Source organism: Leifsonia sp. GW821-FHT13C05 (assembly GCF_058806515.1).
In genome coordinates this window covers 143471-159593 of record NZ_JBXAPT010000006.1, presented here as the reverse complement: position 1 = coordinate 159593, position 16123 = coordinate 143471, and the positions used below count along the sequence as shown (strand labels likewise).

Sequence of the window (16123 nt, the reverse complement as noted above, 5' to 3'; positions counted from 1 at the left end):
ATTGGTCGGTGGGGAAGCGTGAAGCGGTGACGGTGCCGGGTGTGCGGACGACGCCGGCGGCGGCGAGGGATGCGCTACGGGGCGGTGGCGAGCGCCTCGGCCGGTGCGGCGAGGCCGACGCGCGATCCGATGATGCGCACGGTGGCGCGCAGGGCGGCCAGCTCGTCGTCCGTGAGGTCGTCGAACATCGGCACGAGGGCGCCGGAGAGTTCGTCGCGCCAGTTCTGCAGCGCCTTCTCGCCCTTCGGCGTGACGGCGATCTGCCAGGCGCGGGCGTCGTCGGTGTCTGCGATGCGCTTGACCCACTCCGCCTCGACCAGATTGCGGACGAGCTTGGTCATGGTGGGCTGCGAGACCCTGCTGTAGGCGGCGAGCTCGCCGAGGCGCATGGCGCCGGAGGACTGCAGGACGCTGAGTGTGCGCCAGGTGGCGGGCGACTCGGTGTTGCCCGTGACGCGGGCGGCGAGGCGTGTCAGCCGGTGACTCGCGACGACGAGGTCGCCGAGGGTCTCCCGGAGATCACTGGGGGTGCTGTGTGTCATGCCTCGATTATATATAGCCACGCTATATAAATCAATTGATTTCGTTTCAGTATTTCAAATGCCTACGTTTTAGTTTCGTGTTTAATGTTCAGATGCCCAGCACCCGACGCACCCCGCACGAGACCGCCGAACTGCTCGCCGCTCAGGACGACGCAGGCTCGTACGAGAAGGGCCTCAAGCGCCGCCACATCCAGATGATCGCTGTCGGAGGGGCCATCGGCACCGGTCTCTTCCTCGGCGCAGGCGGACGCCTGGCCTCCGCCGGGCCGAGCCTGCTCATCGTCTACGCGATCTGCGGCCTGTTCGCGTTCTTCATCCTGCGCGCGCTGGGCGAGCTGGTGCTGCACCGGCCGGACTCCGGCTCGTTCGTCTCGTACGCCAGGGAGTTCTTCGGGGAGAAGCTCGCCTTCGTGGCCGGATGGTCGTACTGGATCTACTGGGCGATGATCGCCATCGTCGACATCACGGCCATCGCTCTCTACCTCTCGTTCTTCGGCACGTACGTGGAGTTCTTCGCCGTCGTGCCGCAGTGGATCTTCGCCCTCGCCGCTCTGGTCGTGGTGCTGCTGCTCAACCTGCTGTCCGTGAAGGTGTTCGGCGAGCTCGAGTTCTGGTTCTCCATCATCAAGGTGGCCGCCCTCGTCTCGTTCCTGGTCATCGGCATCCTCTTCGTCGTCTTCGGCACCCCTATCGACGGGCGCACCCCCGGCTTCGCGCTCTTCGCCGAGAGCGGGGGCTTCTTCCCGAACGGCGTGCTCCCGGCGGTCCTCGTCATCCAGGGCGTCGTCTTCGCCTACGGGGCGATCGAGCTCGTCGGCACGGCGGCGGGAGAGACCCCGGACCCGCAGAAGACGATGCCCCGCGCCATCAACTCGGTCATCCTGCGCATCGCCCTGTTCTACGTCGGCTCGATCGCCCTGCTGTCGCTGCTCCTGCCGTACACGGCGTTCGAGAAGGGCACCAGCCCGTTCGTCACGTTCTTCGCCTCCATCGGGGTCGAGGGAGCGGACGTCGTGATGAACATGGTCGTCCTGACCGCGGCCCTTTCGTCGCTCAACGCCGGCCTCTACTCCACCGGTCGCATCGCGCGGTCGCTCGCGCTCCGCGGCACCGCCCCGGTCTTCACCACGAAACTGAGCAGGCACGGGGTGCCGTACGGCGGCATCCTGGTCACCGGTGCGATGGCGCTGCTCGGCGTGGGGCTCAACGCCGTCGTCCCTGAGGACGCGTTCGAGATCGGCATCAACCTCACGGCGCTCGGCACCCTCACGGCGTGGGGTGTGATCGTGCTGTGCCAGATCCGGCTGCGCAGGCTCTCCGTCGTCGGCCTCGTCCGGCGCCCGTCGTTCCGGCTGCCGGGAGCGCCGTTCACGGCGTACCTCACGCTCGGCTTCCTCGGAACGGTCGCCGTCCTCATCCTGCTCGACTACCCCACCGGCACGTTCACCTTCGGCACGGCGGTGGTGGTCGTCATCCCCGCCCTCGTCCTCGGCTGGTTCGGCGTGCGCCGCCGCGTCGCCCTCGTCGCCGCGGCCAGGGCCGCCCGCGCGCTTCCCTCCGCCGACCTCACCCCCACCGGCCCTATCCCCACCGCCGAGTCGTCGAGACACCAGTAACTGTCGCGAAACGCCCGGGATGCGCAGCAGTTACTGGTGTCTCGTCGTCAGCGGCGGGCCAGCAGGTAGGCCTGGGGCACCTTCTCGGGATGCTCGGGGGCGCGCACGAGGCGGGTGTGCTCGGTGAAGCCCGCGTGGGTCAGCAGGCTCCGGATGCGATCGGGCGACTGGCGGTACGCATCCAGTTCCAGGTCGTGGCCGTACGCATGCCGCAGGGCGACGACATCGTCGCCCACCTGGAACGCCAGCAGCAGCCACCCGCCGGGCCGCACCACCCTGGCGAACTCCGCGAACAGGATGTGCTGCCGCTCGGGCGGCGTGTGGATGATCGAGTACCAGGCGACCGCGCCGGCGAGCGCAGCATCCGGGAGGTCGAGCGCCGCCATCGTGCCCACCTCGAACAGCAGCTCCGGATAGCTCTCCCTGGCGACCTCGACCATCGCGGGAGACAGGTCGATGCCGAACGCGTCGAGCCCGAGGCCGGCAAGGTGCACCGTCACCCGTCCAGGACCGCAGCCCAGGTCGGCCACCTCTCCCCCGCCGTCCGCCACGACGTGCTCCGCGAATGCGGCCAGCATCGCCCGGTCGAGCGTCTTCCCCGCCAGCTCGTCCCGCAGCAGCGCCGCGTAGTCGACGGCGACCGTGTCGTACGCGTTCCTGGTGGCGATCACATCCGGATGCTCGGTCATGCCAGCAGTCTAGAGAGAAGGTCTACCGAGAAAAGGGAAACGCCCCCGGCCACCTGCGATGGACACAGGAACCGGGGGCGTTCTCATGGGGTCGGGGGCTACCGCAGGAACCGCTCGTACAGAGCGGTGCTGCGGTAGAGATCCGGCGGGTGAGCTGAGCTCTCCCTCGTCTCACCCGACAAGGTTGCGACGGTCAGGTCGCGCCAGTATGCGGCGTATGCACGCCACCTGGATCGGTTCATCGTGGTTCTTCCTTACGGTTGTGCGTCCTTGCACACCGATGCACGCAAGCAGGCGCGATCGGACGCGGTGGGTGGTCGAGCATCCACGTCGATCGGCGTCGTTAAACGCACGAAGGGCGTCGCCCCGTTGCGGGGGCGACGCCCTTCACAACGCGGATACTCGTCTTGCGAGGAGTCCGCGTCGCGTTACGGCAGTCAGCCTGCGGTAGAAAGAGCCCCGATGGGGCGCCGACTACTTGAGGGTGATGGTGGCGCCAGCCTCTTCGAGCTGTGCCTTTGCCTTGTCTGCGGTCTCCTTGTTGGCGCCTTCGAGCACGGTGCTCGGAGCGCCGTCAACGAGGGCCTTCGCCTCACCGAGGCCGAGGCTGGTGAGGGCGCGCACCTCCTTGATGACCTGGATCTTCTTGTCACCGGCAGCCTCGAGGACGACGTCGAAGGAGTCCTTCTCCTCGACCTCTTCCGCGGGAGCGGCAGCGCCTGCACCGGCCGCAGCAACGGCGACGGGGGCGGCGGCGGTGACCTCGAAGGTCTCCTCGAACTTCTTCACGAACTCGCTGAGCTCGATCAGGGTGAGCTCCTTGAACGCCTCGAGCAGCTCGTCAGTCGACAGCTTTGCCATGATTTTCTCCTTAGATTTTTCTCGTGTACTCACCGCTGGTAACGCATCCCGGGGGATGGATTACGCAGCGGACTCCTGCTTCTCACGCAGCGCGTCGACCGTGCGAACGGCCTGCGACAGCGGTGCGTTGAACAGATATGCGGCTCCGAACAGCGAGGCCTTGAAGGCGCCGGCCAGCTTGGCCAGCAGAACCTCACGGGACTCGAGGTCGGCGAGCTTGCCTACCTCTTCTGCGGTCAGCGGGTTACCGTCGAAGTAACCGCCCTTGACCACCAGGAGAGGGTTTGCCTTGGTGAAGTCACGCAGCGACTTCGCGACGGCGACAGGGTCACCGTGGACGAAAGCGATCGCGGAGGGGCCAACGAGCTCCTCATCGAACGACGAGATCCCGGCCTTGTTGGCAGCGATCTTGGTCAGCGTGTTCTTCACCACGGCGTACGTCGCGTGCTCACTGATGGACTTGCGCAGCGTCTTGAGCTGAGCAACAGTGAGACCGCGGTACTCGGTCAGCAGAACGGCGGTCGAGCTCGTGAACAGGTTCTCGAGTTCGGCAACCGTGGCTTCCTTGTTCGCCATGGCCTACTCCTCTATATCTACGTCGCACACCGCGGGAGCGATGTGCGCCCAGACCGCCGGCATGAAAAAAGCTCCGGCGCAGAGGCACGGAGCTGGCGACGCAGGAGAACCTGCGAGAACTGCTTCATACACCTGCGCGGGCGCCCACCTGAGTGGAACTTCTCGTCGTGCGAGCACGACAACCAGCGGTCTTTGGCTTCGTACAGCGTACGGGATGCGCGGTGCTCGCGCAAATCCGGCCGGCGAAGCCGCCGCTCACGCGTGCGCGCTGAGGAATCCGGCGATGTCCCGCGCGAAGTGCGGGTGCAGCGGCACCCCGCCGTGCGCACGGCCACGGTAGACGATCTGGCTGGCGCGCCTGATGCGCTCAGCGGTCTCCCGTCCCAGCGTCGGCGGGTAGAACACGTCACGTTCACCGGACAGGATGAGCGTGGGAGCGGTGATGCGGTCCGCCCGGCCGAGCATGTCGTAACGGTCTTCGGCGCGGACCAGCGCGATCAGGCTCTCCGGGTCGTCCGGCTTGGGAGCGATCCTGCTGGCGAGCCTGACCACCCCGTCGAAGTGCCGCGAGTTCATGGTGGCGCTGGCCAGCTCGGCGTACGCGCGCCGGTCGGCGGCCGTGAGCAGCGAGACGTAGCGGCGCTGGATGGCCCTGCCGCGCGCGCTGAGCCGTCCGGAACCCGCCGCGACGACGAGCGACTTCACGAGCGCCGGGTGGTCGGCGGCGAGCTGCAGCGCGACGCTCGCTCCCGTCGACAGGCCCATCAGCGCGACGGGCCGGTCGAAGTGCTCGCGCAGATAGCGGGCGTAGATGTCGGCGATCTCGGGCATGTCGAAGTCGGTGGGCAGGTACGCGGGTCGTCCGACCGCGTGGACACGGCTGACGCCGGCGGGACCGCGCAGGATCAGGCGCTCCATGATGCGGTCGACGCCGCGGGGGTTGTCCACCTCGGCGGGGAGGGCGCGGATGAACAGCAGCGGTGGCGCATCCACCCGGCCGTAGGTAGCGGTGGCCAGGATGCCCGGGGTCACGGAGTCTCCTCGCCGGCCGGATGCGCGAGCGGCAGCGAGACGGAGAAGACGGTCTCTCCCGGCTCGCTCCGCACGGCCAGTTCGCCGCCGTGCGCATCCACCACCGCGCTCACGATGGCGAGACCGAGACCGGTGGATCCCGTGGCCCGGTTGCGGGAGCTGTCTCCGCGGGCGAACCGCTCGAACAGGGTCGACCGCAGTTCGTCCGGGATGCCGGGGCCGTCGTCCGCGATGGAGATGATCGCGCGGTCTGCCGCCTCGTCGACGGCGAGCTCGGCGACGACCTTCGTGCCCTCCGGCGTGTGGACGCGCGCGTTCGCCAGCAGGTTCGTGACCACCTGGTGCAGGCGCGGCTGGTCGCCGATCACTTCGACGGGCTCGTCCGGCAGGACGATCGACCAGGTGTGGTCCGGCCCGGCGGCGTGCGCGTCGCTCAGCGCGTCGATCAGCAGCATGGAGAGGTCCACCGGATCGCGGTCGCGCTCGCGGCCCTCGTCGAGCCTGGCGAGCAGCAGCAGGTCCTCGACCAGGGAGGTCATCCTGGTGGCCTCCGACTCGATCCGGCCGAGCGAGCGAGTGACATCGGCGGGCAGCTCGTGCGGCGAGCGCCTGGTCAGCTCCGCGTAGCCCCGGATGGAGGCGAGCGGTGTGCGCAGCTCGTGGCTGGCGTCCGCGACGAACTGCCGCACCTTCTGCTCGCTCGCCTGGCGGGCGGTCAGCGCGGAGGCGACGTGGCCGAGCATCCGGTTGAGGGCGGATCCCACGGTGCCGACCTCGGTGTGCGGGTCGGTGTCCGCCTCCGGGACGCGCACGGACAGGGCGACGTCGCCGCGGTCGAGCGGCATCTCCGCCACCTGCTGGGCGGTGCCCGCCACGCGCGCGAGCGGGCGCATCGCCAGCCGCACGACGAAGCTCGCGATCAGGAACGCGAAGATCAGTCCGGCGAGCGTGACCAGCGCGATCACCAGGGTGAGCTGCGACACCGTAGCGTTCACCTCGCTGAGCGGGAGGCCGATGATGACGCTGTCGCCGTTGATGAGCTCGGCGCCGGCCACCCGATACTCGCCGAGCGACGAGCCGAGGTCGACCGTGCGCGGCTTGCCGTCCGCCGGCATCGAGATGAGGTCCCTCGTCGCGATGGTGACCACCTGCGGCGCTGCCGGATCGGTCGACGATCCGGATGGGCGGGTGCCGAGGATGGCCGGGTAGAGCAGCATGCTGCCGCTGCGCACCACGCCGAACGTCCCGACCGGCTGGCCGGGGGTGTTCACGATCCGCGTCGCATCCGGGCCGGTCGGCGCCGGGCCGTACGCCCGGTCCGCCGCGCTCTGGCCGCGTGCGACCGCGCTGGTCAGCTGCCCGTCGAGCCTGGTCATCAGGTAGCTCTGCAGAGCGACGACGCTGATCGTGCCGATCACCGCGCCGAGCACGGCGAGCATCGCGACGACCACCAGGACGACGCGGCTGCGGATGGTCCAGGAACGGAACGGCCGGATGCGCGAGAAGAGCGACCGCCCGCCGGACTCTGTCGGTGTGCCCGTCGCGCGGGCTGACGTCATTGCGCCGCCTTGACCATGTAGCCGGCGCCGCGCACCGTGTGGATCATCGGCGCCCTGCCGGAGTCGATCTTCTTGCGCAGGTAGGAGATGTAGAGCTCGACAACGCTGGACGAGCCGCCGAAGTCGTAACTCCACACGCGGTCCAGGATCTGGGTCTTGCTGAGCACGCGGCGCGGGTTGCGCATCAGGAACCGCAGCAGCTCGAACTCGGTGGCGGTCAGCTGGATCTGCTGGCCGTCGCGGTGCACCTCGTAGCTGTCCTCGTCGAGGACGAGGTCGCCGACGATCAGCACGGGGTCGTTCTCGTCGGCGACGGCGGCGCGCGAGCGGCGCAGCAGGCCGCGCAGGCGGGCGACCAGCTCTTCGAGGCTGAACGGCTTGGTGACGTAGTCGTCTCCCCCCGCGGTGAGCCCGGCGATGCGGTCGTCCAGCGAGTCCTTCGCGGTGAGGAAGAGGACGGGAGCCTCGTTGCCGTCCGCGCGCATCCTGGACAGCACCTGCAGTCCGTCGATGTCGGGGAGCATGATGTCGAGCACGACGACGTCCGGCTTGAACTCGCGCGAGAGCTGCAGCGCCTGCTGGCCGTTGGATGCGGTCTTCACGTCCCAGTCCTCGTAGTGCAGGGCCATCGAGAGCAAGTCCGTCAGCGTGGCCTCGTCGTCGACGACGAGCACGCGGATCGCGCTGCCGTCCGCGCGGCGCAGGAGGCTTCTTGGCTGGCTGGTGGTGCCGGAGGCGGCACGCGAGTTCATGGTCACCTTTCCCATTATGAGGAGCGCACTTGATGTCGGCTATGCGAAAGCTATGGGAAATCTGTGAGGGGCTGCAGTGGCCCACAGCCAAACCATAGCCATGCCATAGCCGTGCCCTAATCCGCGCTCCTAACGTCCAGATCGCCCCCTTGACCGACCCGAGAGAGACGGAAGCACAATGTTCGGGACTTATCTGCGGCGCGAGCTCATCAATCGCCGCAAACAGACAGTGATCATCGCGGTCGGCATGGCCCTCGCGATCGCGCTCGTCATCATCGTCAACTCCGTCTCGGCCGGGGTGAAGGCCGCGCAGGCGAGCGTGCTCCAGTCGGTCTACGGCGTGGGCACGGACATCACCGTCAGCGAACCGGCCACCGCGCAGAGCGCCACCACCGGCCAGGCCGAGGGTGGAGGTCCGCGGTTCGACTTCGGCGCGGGCGCGGGAACGGACACCGGAGCAGGCCGCACGGTGAACACCTCCCGCCTCGAACCCACCCGCGGCGCGACGGTGATGGATGCGACAACGCTGACGACGGTCAAGAAGGTCCAGAACATCTCGGCCGCTGCGGCTGTGCTCTCGCTCACCAACACGAGCTTCTCCGGCACGCTCCCCAACTTCCAGCAGCTGCGCGAGGAGCGACAGGCCGGCGGCACAGGCGGAGGAGCGGCCGTTCCGAGTCCCGCACCGACCGGCGGCGCAGACGGAGCGGGCGGAAGCTCGTTCAGCGTCGACTCCTTCTCCGTGCTCGGACTCGACCCGGCAGGCAAGTCGGTCGGCCCGCTCTCCTCGGTGACGCTGTCCAGCGGGCGCGCGTTCACGGCGTCCGACGCCGGCAAGGACGTGGTCGTGCTCGACCAGGCGTACGCCAAGACCGGCAGCAAGGCGGTCGGAGACACCGTGACCATCGGCGGCACGGACTTCAAGGTCGTCGGCATCGTCGCCGCCACGGGCAGCGACTCGACCACGGCGGCCAACGCATACATCCCGCTCGACGTCGCCCAGAAACTGTCCGGCCAGACCGGCAAGATCAGCTCCGTCTACGTGACGGCGTCGTCGGCCAGCGACATCGGCCAGATCAAGACGGACCTGACGGCGGCGCTCCCGAAGGCGACCGTCAGCACCCAGGCGGATCTCGCATCCAGTGTCTCCGGCTCGCTCGGAACAGCGGGCGACCTGATCGCCAACCTCGGAACCTGGCTGTCGATCATCGTGCTCGCCGCTGCCTTCCTCATCGCGATCCTCTTCACGATCTCCGGCGTCACGCGCCGCACCCGTGAGTTCGGCACCCTCAAGGCCATCGGCTGGTCCAACGGCCGCATCGTCGGCCAGGTGGCGGGCGAGTCCGTGGTGCAGGGCCTGATCGGCGGTGTGATCGGCGTGGCCGTCGGCCTGATCGGCGTCCTCATCGTCAACATCGTCTCGCCCACCCTGTCCGGCCGGGTCGGCAGCACCGTCGTCGAGGCGGCCGCCAGGACCGGCGAAGGCGCGAGGACCGGTGGCACGGGGAGCGGCTTCGGCGGGGGCGGCTTCGGCGGAGGCGGCGCTTTCGCCGGCGCCCGCACGGCCGCTGCCAACGCGACAACGGACATCGCCCTGCACGCCCCGGTCACCGTCTGGGTGATCGTCATCGCCGTGGGCCTCGCCGTCATCGGCGGCCTGCTCGCCGGAGCCATCGGCGGCTGGCGCGCATCCCGTCTCCGTCCAGCGGCCGCCCTCCGCTCCGTCGCCTGAGCCATCCAGAGGAGAGAACGTGTACACACTCACGAACGTCACCAAGAAGTACTCGCAGTCCAAGCGCGAGGTGGTCGCCCTCAACGACGTGACCCTGCACATCCCGGATGGGCAGCTCGTCGCGATCCAGGGACCGACCGGCGGGGGCAAGTCGACCCTGCTGCAGATGCTCGGCGCCCTCGACCGGCCGACCACCGGATCGGTCGAGCTGGAGAAGGCGAGCCTGTCCGGTCTCGGCGACGGCAAGCTCACCGCCATCCGGGCCACGGAGATCGGGTTCGTCTTCCAGGGCTTCAACCTCATCCCGACGCTGACGGCGCAGGAGAACGTGGAGACCGCGCTCGCTCCGCTCAAGGTGAGCGCAGAGGAGAGGAAGCGCCGGGCCGCAGAGGCACTCGCATCCGTGGGGCTCGCCGACCGCGGCAGCCACCTGCCGTCCGAACTGTCCGGCGGTCAGCAGCAGCGCGTCGCCATCGCGCGCGCCCTGGTGAAGAACCCCGGGGTTCTCCTCGCCGACGAGCCGACGGGCAACCTGGACGAGGAGACCCGCGACGAGATCATGGACCTCCTCGAAGGGCTCTGGCGCGATCGCGGCCTGACGCTGGTGATCGTCACCCACGACTCTGCGGTGGCCAAGCGGGCGCAGCGCCGGCTGCACATCAAGCACGGGCAGGTGAAAGAGGTCGCCTGACGATCAGGACGGCAGGACCACCAGGCCGAGCGCTTCCACGAGGGCGACGGCCTGGCGGTCGTCCACGATCGCGCCGCGGAGGGTCGTGGTGCGCGGGTCGAGGCCGGTGAGGTCGCTCCCCCGCAGCGTCGCGCCGCTGAAGTCGGCTCCCTCCGACCACGCGGCGGAGAGGTCGCAGCCCGCGAAGGTGGCGTCTACGCAGCGGGCGTAGCCGAGGTCGGCCTCGCGCAGGCGCACGCCGGTGAAGTCCGCACCGCGCAGCTCGGCCTTCTGCAGGCTGACGAACGACCAGTTGCCGCCGTCCACCTTCAGGATGCCGAAGTCGCAGCCGTCGAACTGGCTGCCGGTGAGCTTGCACCTGGTGAAGGTGGTGTCGAAGAAGTTGCAGCGCGTGAAGGTGCAGTTCACGAACGCGGACTCGGTGTGGCTGCTCACGTTGAACTTGACGTTGAGGAAGGTGCACTCGGTGAATACCGCGCCGGAGCTGGTCAGCTCCGTCATGTCCACGTCGATGAACTCGACCCGCTCGAACTCGGCGCCGTCGAGGTCGCGGCCGTACCAGTCCTCTCCTCTGACCGTGGTCTCGGTCATGGGGGTTCTGGCGTTCTCTCGACTGTCGACCATGACCCCATCCAAGCACCGGCCGCCGACGCTTGCGCGCCGACGGCCGGTGGGATGGAGCTGAGACGGGGTCAGTCCTGGTTGCTGAACGCGGCGTCGAACGACGCGGTCGGCTGCTTCCAGAGCAGGGAGCGGATGTAGCCGACGGCCTCCTTGGCGCCGTGCAGCCTGTCCATCCCCGCGTCCTCCCACTCGATCGAGATGGGTCCGGTGTATCCGATGGAGGTGAGCGCGCGGAAGGAGTCCTCCCACGGCACGTCCCCGTGGCCGGTGGAGACGAAGTCCCAGCCGCGGCGCGGGTCTCCCCACGGCAGGTGGGAGCCGAGCACGCCGGCGCGACCGTTCTTCGGGCGCAGCCGCGTGTCCTTGCAGTCCACGTGGTAGATGCGGTCCTTGAAGTCGACGATGAAGCCGACCGGGTCGATGTCCTGCCACATCATGTGGCTCGGGTCCCAGTTGAAGCCGAACGCCTCACGGTGCTCGATGGCCTCCAGCGAGCGGACACTCGACCAGTAGTCGTAGGCGATCTCGGACGGGTGCACCTCGTGGGCGAAGCGCACGCCCTCCCCGTCGAACACATCCAGGATGGGGTTCCACCGGTCGGCGAAGTCCTGGTACCCGGCGTCGATCACCGCGGCGGGCACCGGCGGGAACTGGGCGACGTATGGCCAGATCTTGGAGCCGGTGAAGCCGACGACCGTGTCGACGCCGAGCCTGCGCGCGACCTTGGCGGTGAGCTTCAATTCCTCTGCCGCACGCTGACGGACGCCCTCGGGGTCACCGTCGCCCCACACCTTCGAGCCGACGATCGCCTGGTGGCGGAAGTCGATCGGGTCGTCGCAGACCGCCTGGCCCTTGAGGTGGTTGGAGATGGCCCAGACCTTGAGGCCGTACTTGTCGAGGATGTCGAGCCTGCCCTGCAGGTAGTCGTCGTCCTCCGCCGCACGCCACACGTCGAGGTGCTCACCGGAGCAGGCGATCTCGAGCCCGTCGTATCCCCACTCGCTCGCGTACCGGGCGACCTCTTCGAGGGTGAGGTCGGCCCACTGGCCGGTGAACAGCGTCACCGGATGCGTGCTGGCGTACTCGCCGGCGTTCGCGCTGTCTGTCATTCTTCTGTTCCCATCTCGATCCAGGTGCCGGACTCCGCGGAGTCGAGCACCGCCTCCGTGACCCGCACGGCCCTCAGCCCGTCGGCGAACCGCGGCAGGCCGTCGGGGTCCGCCCCGCCGATGGCCGCGTACGTGTCCGCGACGAACGCGTTGAACGCATCCTGGTATCCCTGGGGATGCCCGGACGGCACGACACACAGCCGCGCGGCGTCTGCGCTCAGCTGATCGGCGTCGCGCGGGACGAGCATGCTGCCCTTCCGCTTGCCGATCCACAGCGTCTCCGGCTGCTCCTGATCGAAGGCGACGCTCTCCGCGCTGCCCGCGATCTCGAGGAGGAGCCTGTTCTTCCTGCCCGGCGCCACCTGCGACACCAGCAGCGTGCCGAGGCCGCCGGACCGCGTCTCGATGACGACGGCCACCGCATCCTCGGTGGTGATCGACGAGTGCGACGCGCGTTCGGTGAAGAAGGTCTTCTTCGTGGCGGAGACCCTGGACACCCTGTCTCCGCTGACGAACTCGACGAGGTCGACCAGGTGCGAGCCGATGTCGGCGAAGGCACGGGAACGCCCGCCCGCCGCTGAGTCGACGCGCCAGTTGTCGTCGTCGGCGCCGAGCAGCCAGTCCTGCAGGTAGGAGGCGTTCACGGTGAGCACACGGCCGGCGGCGCCGGACGCGAACCGCTCACGCGCCTCGCGCACCATCGGGTGGAACCGATACGCGAACGGCACCGTCGCGGTGCGGTCGCCGACGGCGGCGACGAGCGCCTCCGCATCCGGAACCGTCGTGGTGAGCGGCTTCTCGCAGACCACGTGCTTGCCCGCCGCGAGCACGGCCGCCGCCTGCTCGGCGTGCAGCGCGTTCGGCGTGCAGACGTGCACCACGTCGATCGTGTCGTCGGCGAGCACCTGGTCGAGCGAGTCGTATGCGCGCTCGATGCCGAGCGTCTCAGCCGCCACCGCCGACTTCTGCGGCGTCGACGACACGATGCCCGCCAGCTCCGCTCGCGCGTTGCGGGCGGCGCGGGAGTGGACCTCCGCCATGAACCCGCCGCCGACGATCGCGACCTTCAGCCGCGGCCCTGCAGCCGTGTCCGTCATTCAGCCGCCTGACCGAGGGTGGCAGCGCGCGGGTCCCAGTCCTCCGGCAGCGCGGGGGCGACCTGCACGGTGCTCTGCACGTCGACCGGGGCTCCGGCGAGGCCGGCCTCGATGGTCGAGACCATGACGTCGAGCACGTGGTACGCCTGCTCTCCGGATGCGCGCTCCGGCACTCCCGCGCGGATCGCGCGGGCCAGCTCGACCACGCCCGTTCCCCTGCTCGAGGTCGAACCGGTGGCCGGCAGCGTCTCGATGCCGTCGGCGCCGTGGACGATCAGGTCGCCCTGGAAGGTGTTCGGGTCAGGGACGACGAGCGTGCCCTCGACCCCGGCGACCTCGAACTGCGTGCGGCCGAGCTTGGAGTCGAAGCTGAAGATGCTCTGCGCCGTCTGGCCGCTCTCGAACTCGTAGAGGGCGCTGACGTGCGTGGGAACGGTGACCGCGAACTCCTCGCCTGCGCGCGGGCCGGACCCGATCACGCGGGACTCTTTTGCCTTCGACGCGACGGCGCTCACGCGCGCGACGGGACCGAAGAGCTGAACCAGGGCAGTGAGGTAGTACGGGCCGATGTCGAACAGCGGACCGGCACCCTCCTGGAACAGGAAGTCCGGGTTCGGGTGCCACGACTCAGGGCCGGGGCTCTGCATCAGGGTCAGCGCGGTGAGCGGCGCCCCGATCGTGCCGTTCTCCACCAGGCGGCGGGCCGACTGGATGCCCGCGCCGAGGAAGGTGTCCGGCGCCGTCGCGACGCGCAGCCCCTTCTCGTGCGCGGCAGCCAGCAGCGCGGTGCCGCTGACGCGGTCGAGCGCGAACGGCTTCTCGCTCCAGACGTGCTTGCCGGCATCCAGGATCTGCAGCGCCACCTCGACGTGCACCTTGGGCAGCGTGAGGTTGACGACGATCTCGATGTCGTCGTCGGCGAGCAGGTCGGCGACGGAGCCGGAGCCTGCGATGCCGAACTTCTCGGCCTGCGCCTTGGCCCGCGCCTCGTCGATGTCGGCGACGAACCGCACATCCAGGTCGGGGAAGCTGGTGAGGTTGGTGAGGTATTCGGTGCTGATCACACCGGCGCCGATCACGCCGACGCCGACCTTGCCCGCGCTCATGCGAGACCCTTCGAGGTGAGGAACGCGAAGCTGTCTGCGACGGCTTCGAAACGGTCGCCGCGGGAGTCGTCCAGCTCGATCACGCGGAGGGCGGCGGGCGCTGCGGCGATGATCTGCTCGATCGGCAGCGAGCCCTGGCCGACGGCGACCTGGTCCTTGGTCTCCGTGGTGCCTGGGCCGTCTTTGATGTGCAGAGCGACGACGCGGTCGCCGAGCTTGCCGAGCAGCTCGACGGGGTCGTGCCCGCCGACGGCCACCCAGTACGTGTCGACCTCGAGGACGACCTCGGGGGCGAGCTTGCCCGCGAAGTATTCGAGCGCGGTGACGCCGTCGATGGTGCTCTCGAGCTCGTGCGCGTGGTTGTGGTAGCCGACGCGGACGCCGTAGCGGGCGGCGACCTCTGCCGCCTCGTTGAGCTGAGCGGCGATCTCGTCGACGCTCTCCGCCGTCTGCCAGCGCTCGGGAGCCACGTACGGGTCGATCACGGTCTCGATGCCGAGCGCCTTGGCCGCCTCGAAGACGGGCTCCAGGTCGCCGCCGATGAAGCCCTGGTGGGTGGTGGGCGCCGACAGGCCGGCCTCCTCGAGACCACGGCGGAGGTCGTCTCCGAAGGAGAGGAAGGCGAACGGCTCGACCTGGGTGAACCCGAGGTCTGCGATGCGTTTGAGGGTGCCGACGGTGTCGTCGGTCAGGAGCTCCCGAACGGTGTAGAGCTGCACGGACAGGTTGGACTTCGACACGTTTCTCCTCGTCGAGTGGATTGAGGGCGCGCCTGATGGCGACGTTCCCATTCAAACGAGACTTCTGCCGAATGTCAATCAAAAGTCACATGAAGGAAAACAGACTTTGTTCCGTCCGGGGACGGTGTGGTTCAATAAGCCTCATGACCGACAGCGTGCGTGAGCAGCCGCTCGTCGCCCCGGACGCCGCCGGCCTGCTGGCGATCCTGCGCGACGGCGTCCCCCGCACGCGCGCGCAGCTGGCCGAGCTGACCGGGCTCGCACGCTCGACCATTGCGGTGCGGATCGACAGCCTGACCGCATCCGGACTCGTCGCACCGGCCGGAGACGACGTCTCGACCGGCGGCCGTCCTCCCGCCCGGGTGCGGTTCAACCCGGAGTCGCGCATCGTCATCGCCATCGACCTCGGCGCCACCCACGGTGTGGTCGCGCTCGCCGACCTGGCGGGCAACATCCTGACCAGGGAGTCGAAGCGCATCCTGATCACTGACGGGCCGGAGCCGATCCTGGACTGGGCGCTCGGCGTCGCCCACGAGCTGTTCGCCGCCTCCGGCCGACCGCTCAGCCACCTCATCGGCATCGGGATCGGCGTCCCCGGCCCCGTCGAGCACTCGACCGGCCAGCCGGTGAACCCGCCCATCATGCCGGGCTGGGACCGCTTCGACATCCCCGGATACGTCGGCCGCACCTTCGACGTGCCGGTGCTCGTCGACAACGACGTGAACCTGCTCGCGCTCGGCGAGCACGCCCTCGTCTGGCCGGAGCAGTCCGACCTCCTCTTCGTCAAGGTGGCGACCGGCATCGGCGCCGGCATCATCAACGGCCGCCGGCTGCAGCGCGGTGCGCAGGGCTCCGCGGGAGACCTCGGCCACGTGCGCGTGCCGTTCGGTGCAGACACCCCCAGCCACGGCGCTCAGGATGCGGACCTCGAGGCCCTCGCATCCGGTCCGGCCATCGCGCGCACACTGACGGCGCTCGGCATCCCGGCGCGCACCAGCGACGACGTCGTCGAGCTCGCCCGCACCGGCAACGTGACGGTGCAGCAGACGATCCGCCAGGCCGGTCGAGACCTCGGCGAGGTCATCGCGACCTCGGTGAACCTCCTCAACCCTTCGCTCGTCATCGTGGGCGGCAGCCTCTCCCGGGTCGGCGAGCAGCTGCTCGCCGGGATCCGCGAGGTCGTCTACCAGCGGTCCACCCCGCTGGCGACGCAATACCTCACCATCACGCAGTCGCGCTCCGGGGAGACCGGCGGCGTGATCGGGGCGGCGATCATGGTCATCCAGCACGCGCTCGATCCCGTCGAGAACTACGACAGGTACGCGAGACCCCTGGGCCACTGAGCCCCGCGGCGTCCGCCCGCCACCCGCATCCACCGTCCGCATCCACCCCGGCGC

At 69.1% G+C, this 16123-nt stretch carries 16 protein-coding genes; 4 read left to right on the top strand and 12 right to left on the bottom strand.

The genetic code is table 11. From position 1 onward, the window contains the following. Positions 1-74: 74 nt before the first annotated feature. Positions 75-542, bottom strand: coding sequence for a MarR family winged helix-turn-helix transcriptional regulator (locus AC1ROC_RS16235; RefSeq protein WP_493001419.1), 468 nt, complete (start codon positions 540-542; stop codon positions 75-77). Positions 543-634: 92 nt separating this feature from the next. Between AC1ROC_RS16235 and AC1ROC_RS16230 the strand changes: the two genes are divergently transcribed. Next, a complete protein-coding gene (locus tag AC1ROC_RS16230) occupies positions 635-2158 on the top strand; it encodes an amino acid permease (protein ID WP_493001417.1) in 1524 nt (507 codons plus the stop codon). A gap of 47 nt (positions 2159-2205) precedes the next feature. Here AC1ROC_RS16230 and AC1ROC_RS16225 read toward each other — a convergent pair whose 3' ends face one another. The 6 genes from AC1ROC_RS16225 to AC1ROC_RS16200 form a co-directional block, all read right to left on the bottom strand. Continuing rightward, positions 2206-2847, bottom strand: coding sequence for a class I SAM-dependent DNA methyltransferase (locus AC1ROC_RS16225; RefSeq protein ID WP_493001415.1), 642 nt, complete (start codon positions 2845-2847; stop codon positions 2206-2208). A gap of 474 nt (positions 2848-3321) precedes the next feature. After that, complete coding sequence (gene rplL / locus AC1ROC_RS16220; RefSeq protein WP_085371183.1) at positions 3322-3708, bottom strand: 50S ribosomal protein L7/L12; 387 nt, start codon at positions 3706-3708, stop codon at positions 3322-3324. A gap of 60 nt (positions 3709-3768) precedes the next feature. Beyond that, entirely contained in the window at positions 3769-4284 is a 516-nt protein-coding gene (gene rplJ, locus AC1ROC_RS16215; protein ID WP_085371184.1) for a 50S ribosomal protein L10, read from the bottom strand. Positions 4285-4539: 255 nt separating this feature from the next. Further along, on the bottom strand, positions 4540-5316 hold the full coding sequence (locus tag AC1ROC_RS16210) for an alpha/beta fold hydrolase (RefSeq protein ID WP_085371185.1): 777 nt from the start codon (positions 5314-5316) through the stop codon (positions 4540-4542). After that, positions 5313-6875 carry a sensor histidine kinase gene (locus tag AC1ROC_RS16205; protein WP_493001411.1) on the bottom strand — a complete coding sequence of 521 codons (1563 nt, stop codon included), beginning with the start codon at positions 6873-6875 and terminating at the stop codon, positions 5313-5315. Before AC1ROC_RS16205 ends, AC1ROC_RS16210 begins: the two co-directional genes overlap by 4 nt. Continuing rightward, positions 6872-7627 (bottom strand): response regulator transcription factor, encoded by a 756-nt coding sequence (locus AC1ROC_RS16200; RefSeq protein WP_179150878.1) that lies wholly within the window; start codon positions 7625-7627, stop codon positions 6872-6874. The genes AC1ROC_RS16205 and AC1ROC_RS16200 overlap by 4 nt, the downstream gene beginning before the upstream one ends. A gap of 178 nt (positions 7628-7805) precedes the next feature. On the opposite strand from AC1ROC_RS16200, the gene AC1ROC_RS16195 reads away from it, so the two are divergent. Then, positions 7806-9359 (top strand): ABC transporter permease, encoded by a 1554-nt coding sequence (locus tag AC1ROC_RS16195; RefSeq protein WP_493001409.1) that lies wholly within the window; start codon positions 7806-7808, stop codon positions 9357-9359. Between the two features lie 19 nt (positions 9360-9378). Next, positions 9379-10050 carry an ABC transporter ATP-binding protein gene (locus AC1ROC_RS16190; RefSeq protein ID WP_085371188.1) on the top strand — a complete coding sequence of 224 codons (672 nt, stop codon included), beginning with the start codon at positions 9379-9381 and terminating at the stop codon, positions 10048-10050. A gap of 3 nt (positions 10051-10053) precedes the next feature. Here the strand turns inward: AC1ROC_RS16190 and AC1ROC_RS16185 are convergent, their stop codons facing one another. From AC1ROC_RS16185 to AC1ROC_RS16165, 5 genes are all read right to left on the bottom strand, one after another. Continuing rightward, positions 10054-10674 carry a pentapeptide repeat-containing protein gene (locus AC1ROC_RS16185; protein ID WP_493001406.1) on the bottom strand — a complete coding sequence of 207 codons (621 nt, stop codon included), beginning with the start codon at positions 10672-10674 and terminating at the stop codon, positions 10054-10056. Positions 10675-10742: 68 nt separating this feature from the next. Further along, entirely contained in the window at positions 10743-11783 is a 1041-nt protein-coding gene (locus tag AC1ROC_RS16180; RefSeq protein WP_085371190.1) for a sugar phosphate isomerase/epimerase family protein, read from the bottom strand. Beyond that, positions 11780-12880, bottom strand: coding sequence for a Gfo/Idh/MocA family protein (locus AC1ROC_RS16175; RefSeq protein WP_493001404.1), 1101 nt, complete (start codon positions 12878-12880; stop codon positions 11780-11782). The genes AC1ROC_RS16180 and AC1ROC_RS16175 overlap by 4 nt, the downstream gene beginning before the upstream one ends. Next, positions 12877-13986, bottom strand: coding sequence for a Gfo/Idh/MocA family protein (locus AC1ROC_RS16170; protein ID WP_168688672.1), 1110 nt, complete (start codon positions 13984-13986; stop codon positions 12877-12879). Before AC1ROC_RS16170 ends, AC1ROC_RS16175 begins: the two co-directional genes overlap by 4 nt. Beyond that, the gene (locus AC1ROC_RS16165) at positions 13983-14705 is read right to left on the bottom strand and encodes a sugar phosphate isomerase/epimerase family protein (protein WP_434952435.1); all 723 of its coding nucleotides are present in this window, start codon (positions 14703-14705) and stop codon (positions 13983-13985) included. The genes AC1ROC_RS16170 and AC1ROC_RS16165 overlap by 4 nt, the downstream gene beginning before the upstream one ends. A gap of 164 nt (positions 14706-14869) precedes the next feature. On the opposite strand from AC1ROC_RS16165, the gene AC1ROC_RS16160 reads away from it, so the two are divergent. Next, positions 14870-16069 carry an ROK family protein gene (locus AC1ROC_RS16160; RefSeq protein ID WP_493001402.1) on the top strand — a complete coding sequence of 400 codons (1200 nt, stop codon included), beginning with the start codon at positions 14870-14872 and terminating at the stop codon, positions 16067-16069. Positions 16070-16123 lie beyond the last annotated feature (54 nt).

Coding starts and splice junctions, on each gene's coding strand:
- AC1ROC_RS16235 (WP_493001419.1), bottom strand. CDS start 542: ATGACACACAGCACCCCCAGTGATCTCCGGGAGACCCTCGGCGACCTC.
- AC1ROC_RS16230 (WP_493001417.1), top strand. CDS start 635: ATGCCCAGCACCCGACGCACCCCGCACGAGACCGCCGAACTGCTCGCC.
- AC1ROC_RS16225 (WP_493001415.1), bottom strand. CDS start 2,847: ATGACCGAGCATCCGGATGTGATCGCCACCAGGAACGCGTACGACACG.
- rplL (WP_085371183.1), bottom strand. CDS start 3,708: ATGGCAAAGCTGTCGACTGACGAGCTGCTCGAGGCGTTCAAGGAGCTC.
- rplJ (WP_085371184.1), bottom strand. CDS start 4,284: ATGGCGAACAAGGAAGCCACGGTTGCCGAACTCGAGAACCTGTTCACG.
- AC1ROC_RS16205 (WP_493001411.1), bottom strand. CDS start 6,875: ATGACGTCAGCCCGCGCGACGGGCACACCGACAGAGTCCGGCGGGCGG.
- AC1ROC_RS16200 (WP_179150878.1), bottom strand. CDS start 7,627: ATGAACTCGCGTGCCGCCTCCGGCACCACCAGCCAGCCAAGAAGCCTC.
- AC1ROC_RS16195 (WP_493001409.1), top strand. CDS start 7,806: ATGTTCGGGACTTATCTGCGGCGCGAGCTCATCAATCGCCGCAAACAG.
- AC1ROC_RS16185 (WP_493001406.1), bottom strand. CDS start 10,674: ATGGTCGACAGTCGAGAGAACGCCAGAACCCCCATGACCGAGACCACG.
- AC1ROC_RS16180 (WP_085371190.1), bottom strand. CDS start 11,783: ATGACAGACAGCGCGAACGCCGGCGAGTACGCCAGCACGCATCCGGTG.
- AC1ROC_RS16175 (WP_493001404.1), bottom strand. CDS start 12,880: ATGACGGACACGGCTGCAGGGCCGCGGCTGAAGGTCGCGATCGTCGGC.
- AC1ROC_RS16170 (WP_168688672.1), bottom strand. CDS start 13,986: ATGAGCGCGGGCAAGGTCGGCGTCGGCGTGATCGGCGCCGGTGTGATC.
- AC1ROC_RS16160 (WP_493001402.1), top strand. CDS start 14,870: ATGACCGACAGCGTGCGTGAGCAGCCGCTCGTCGCCCCGGACGCCGCC.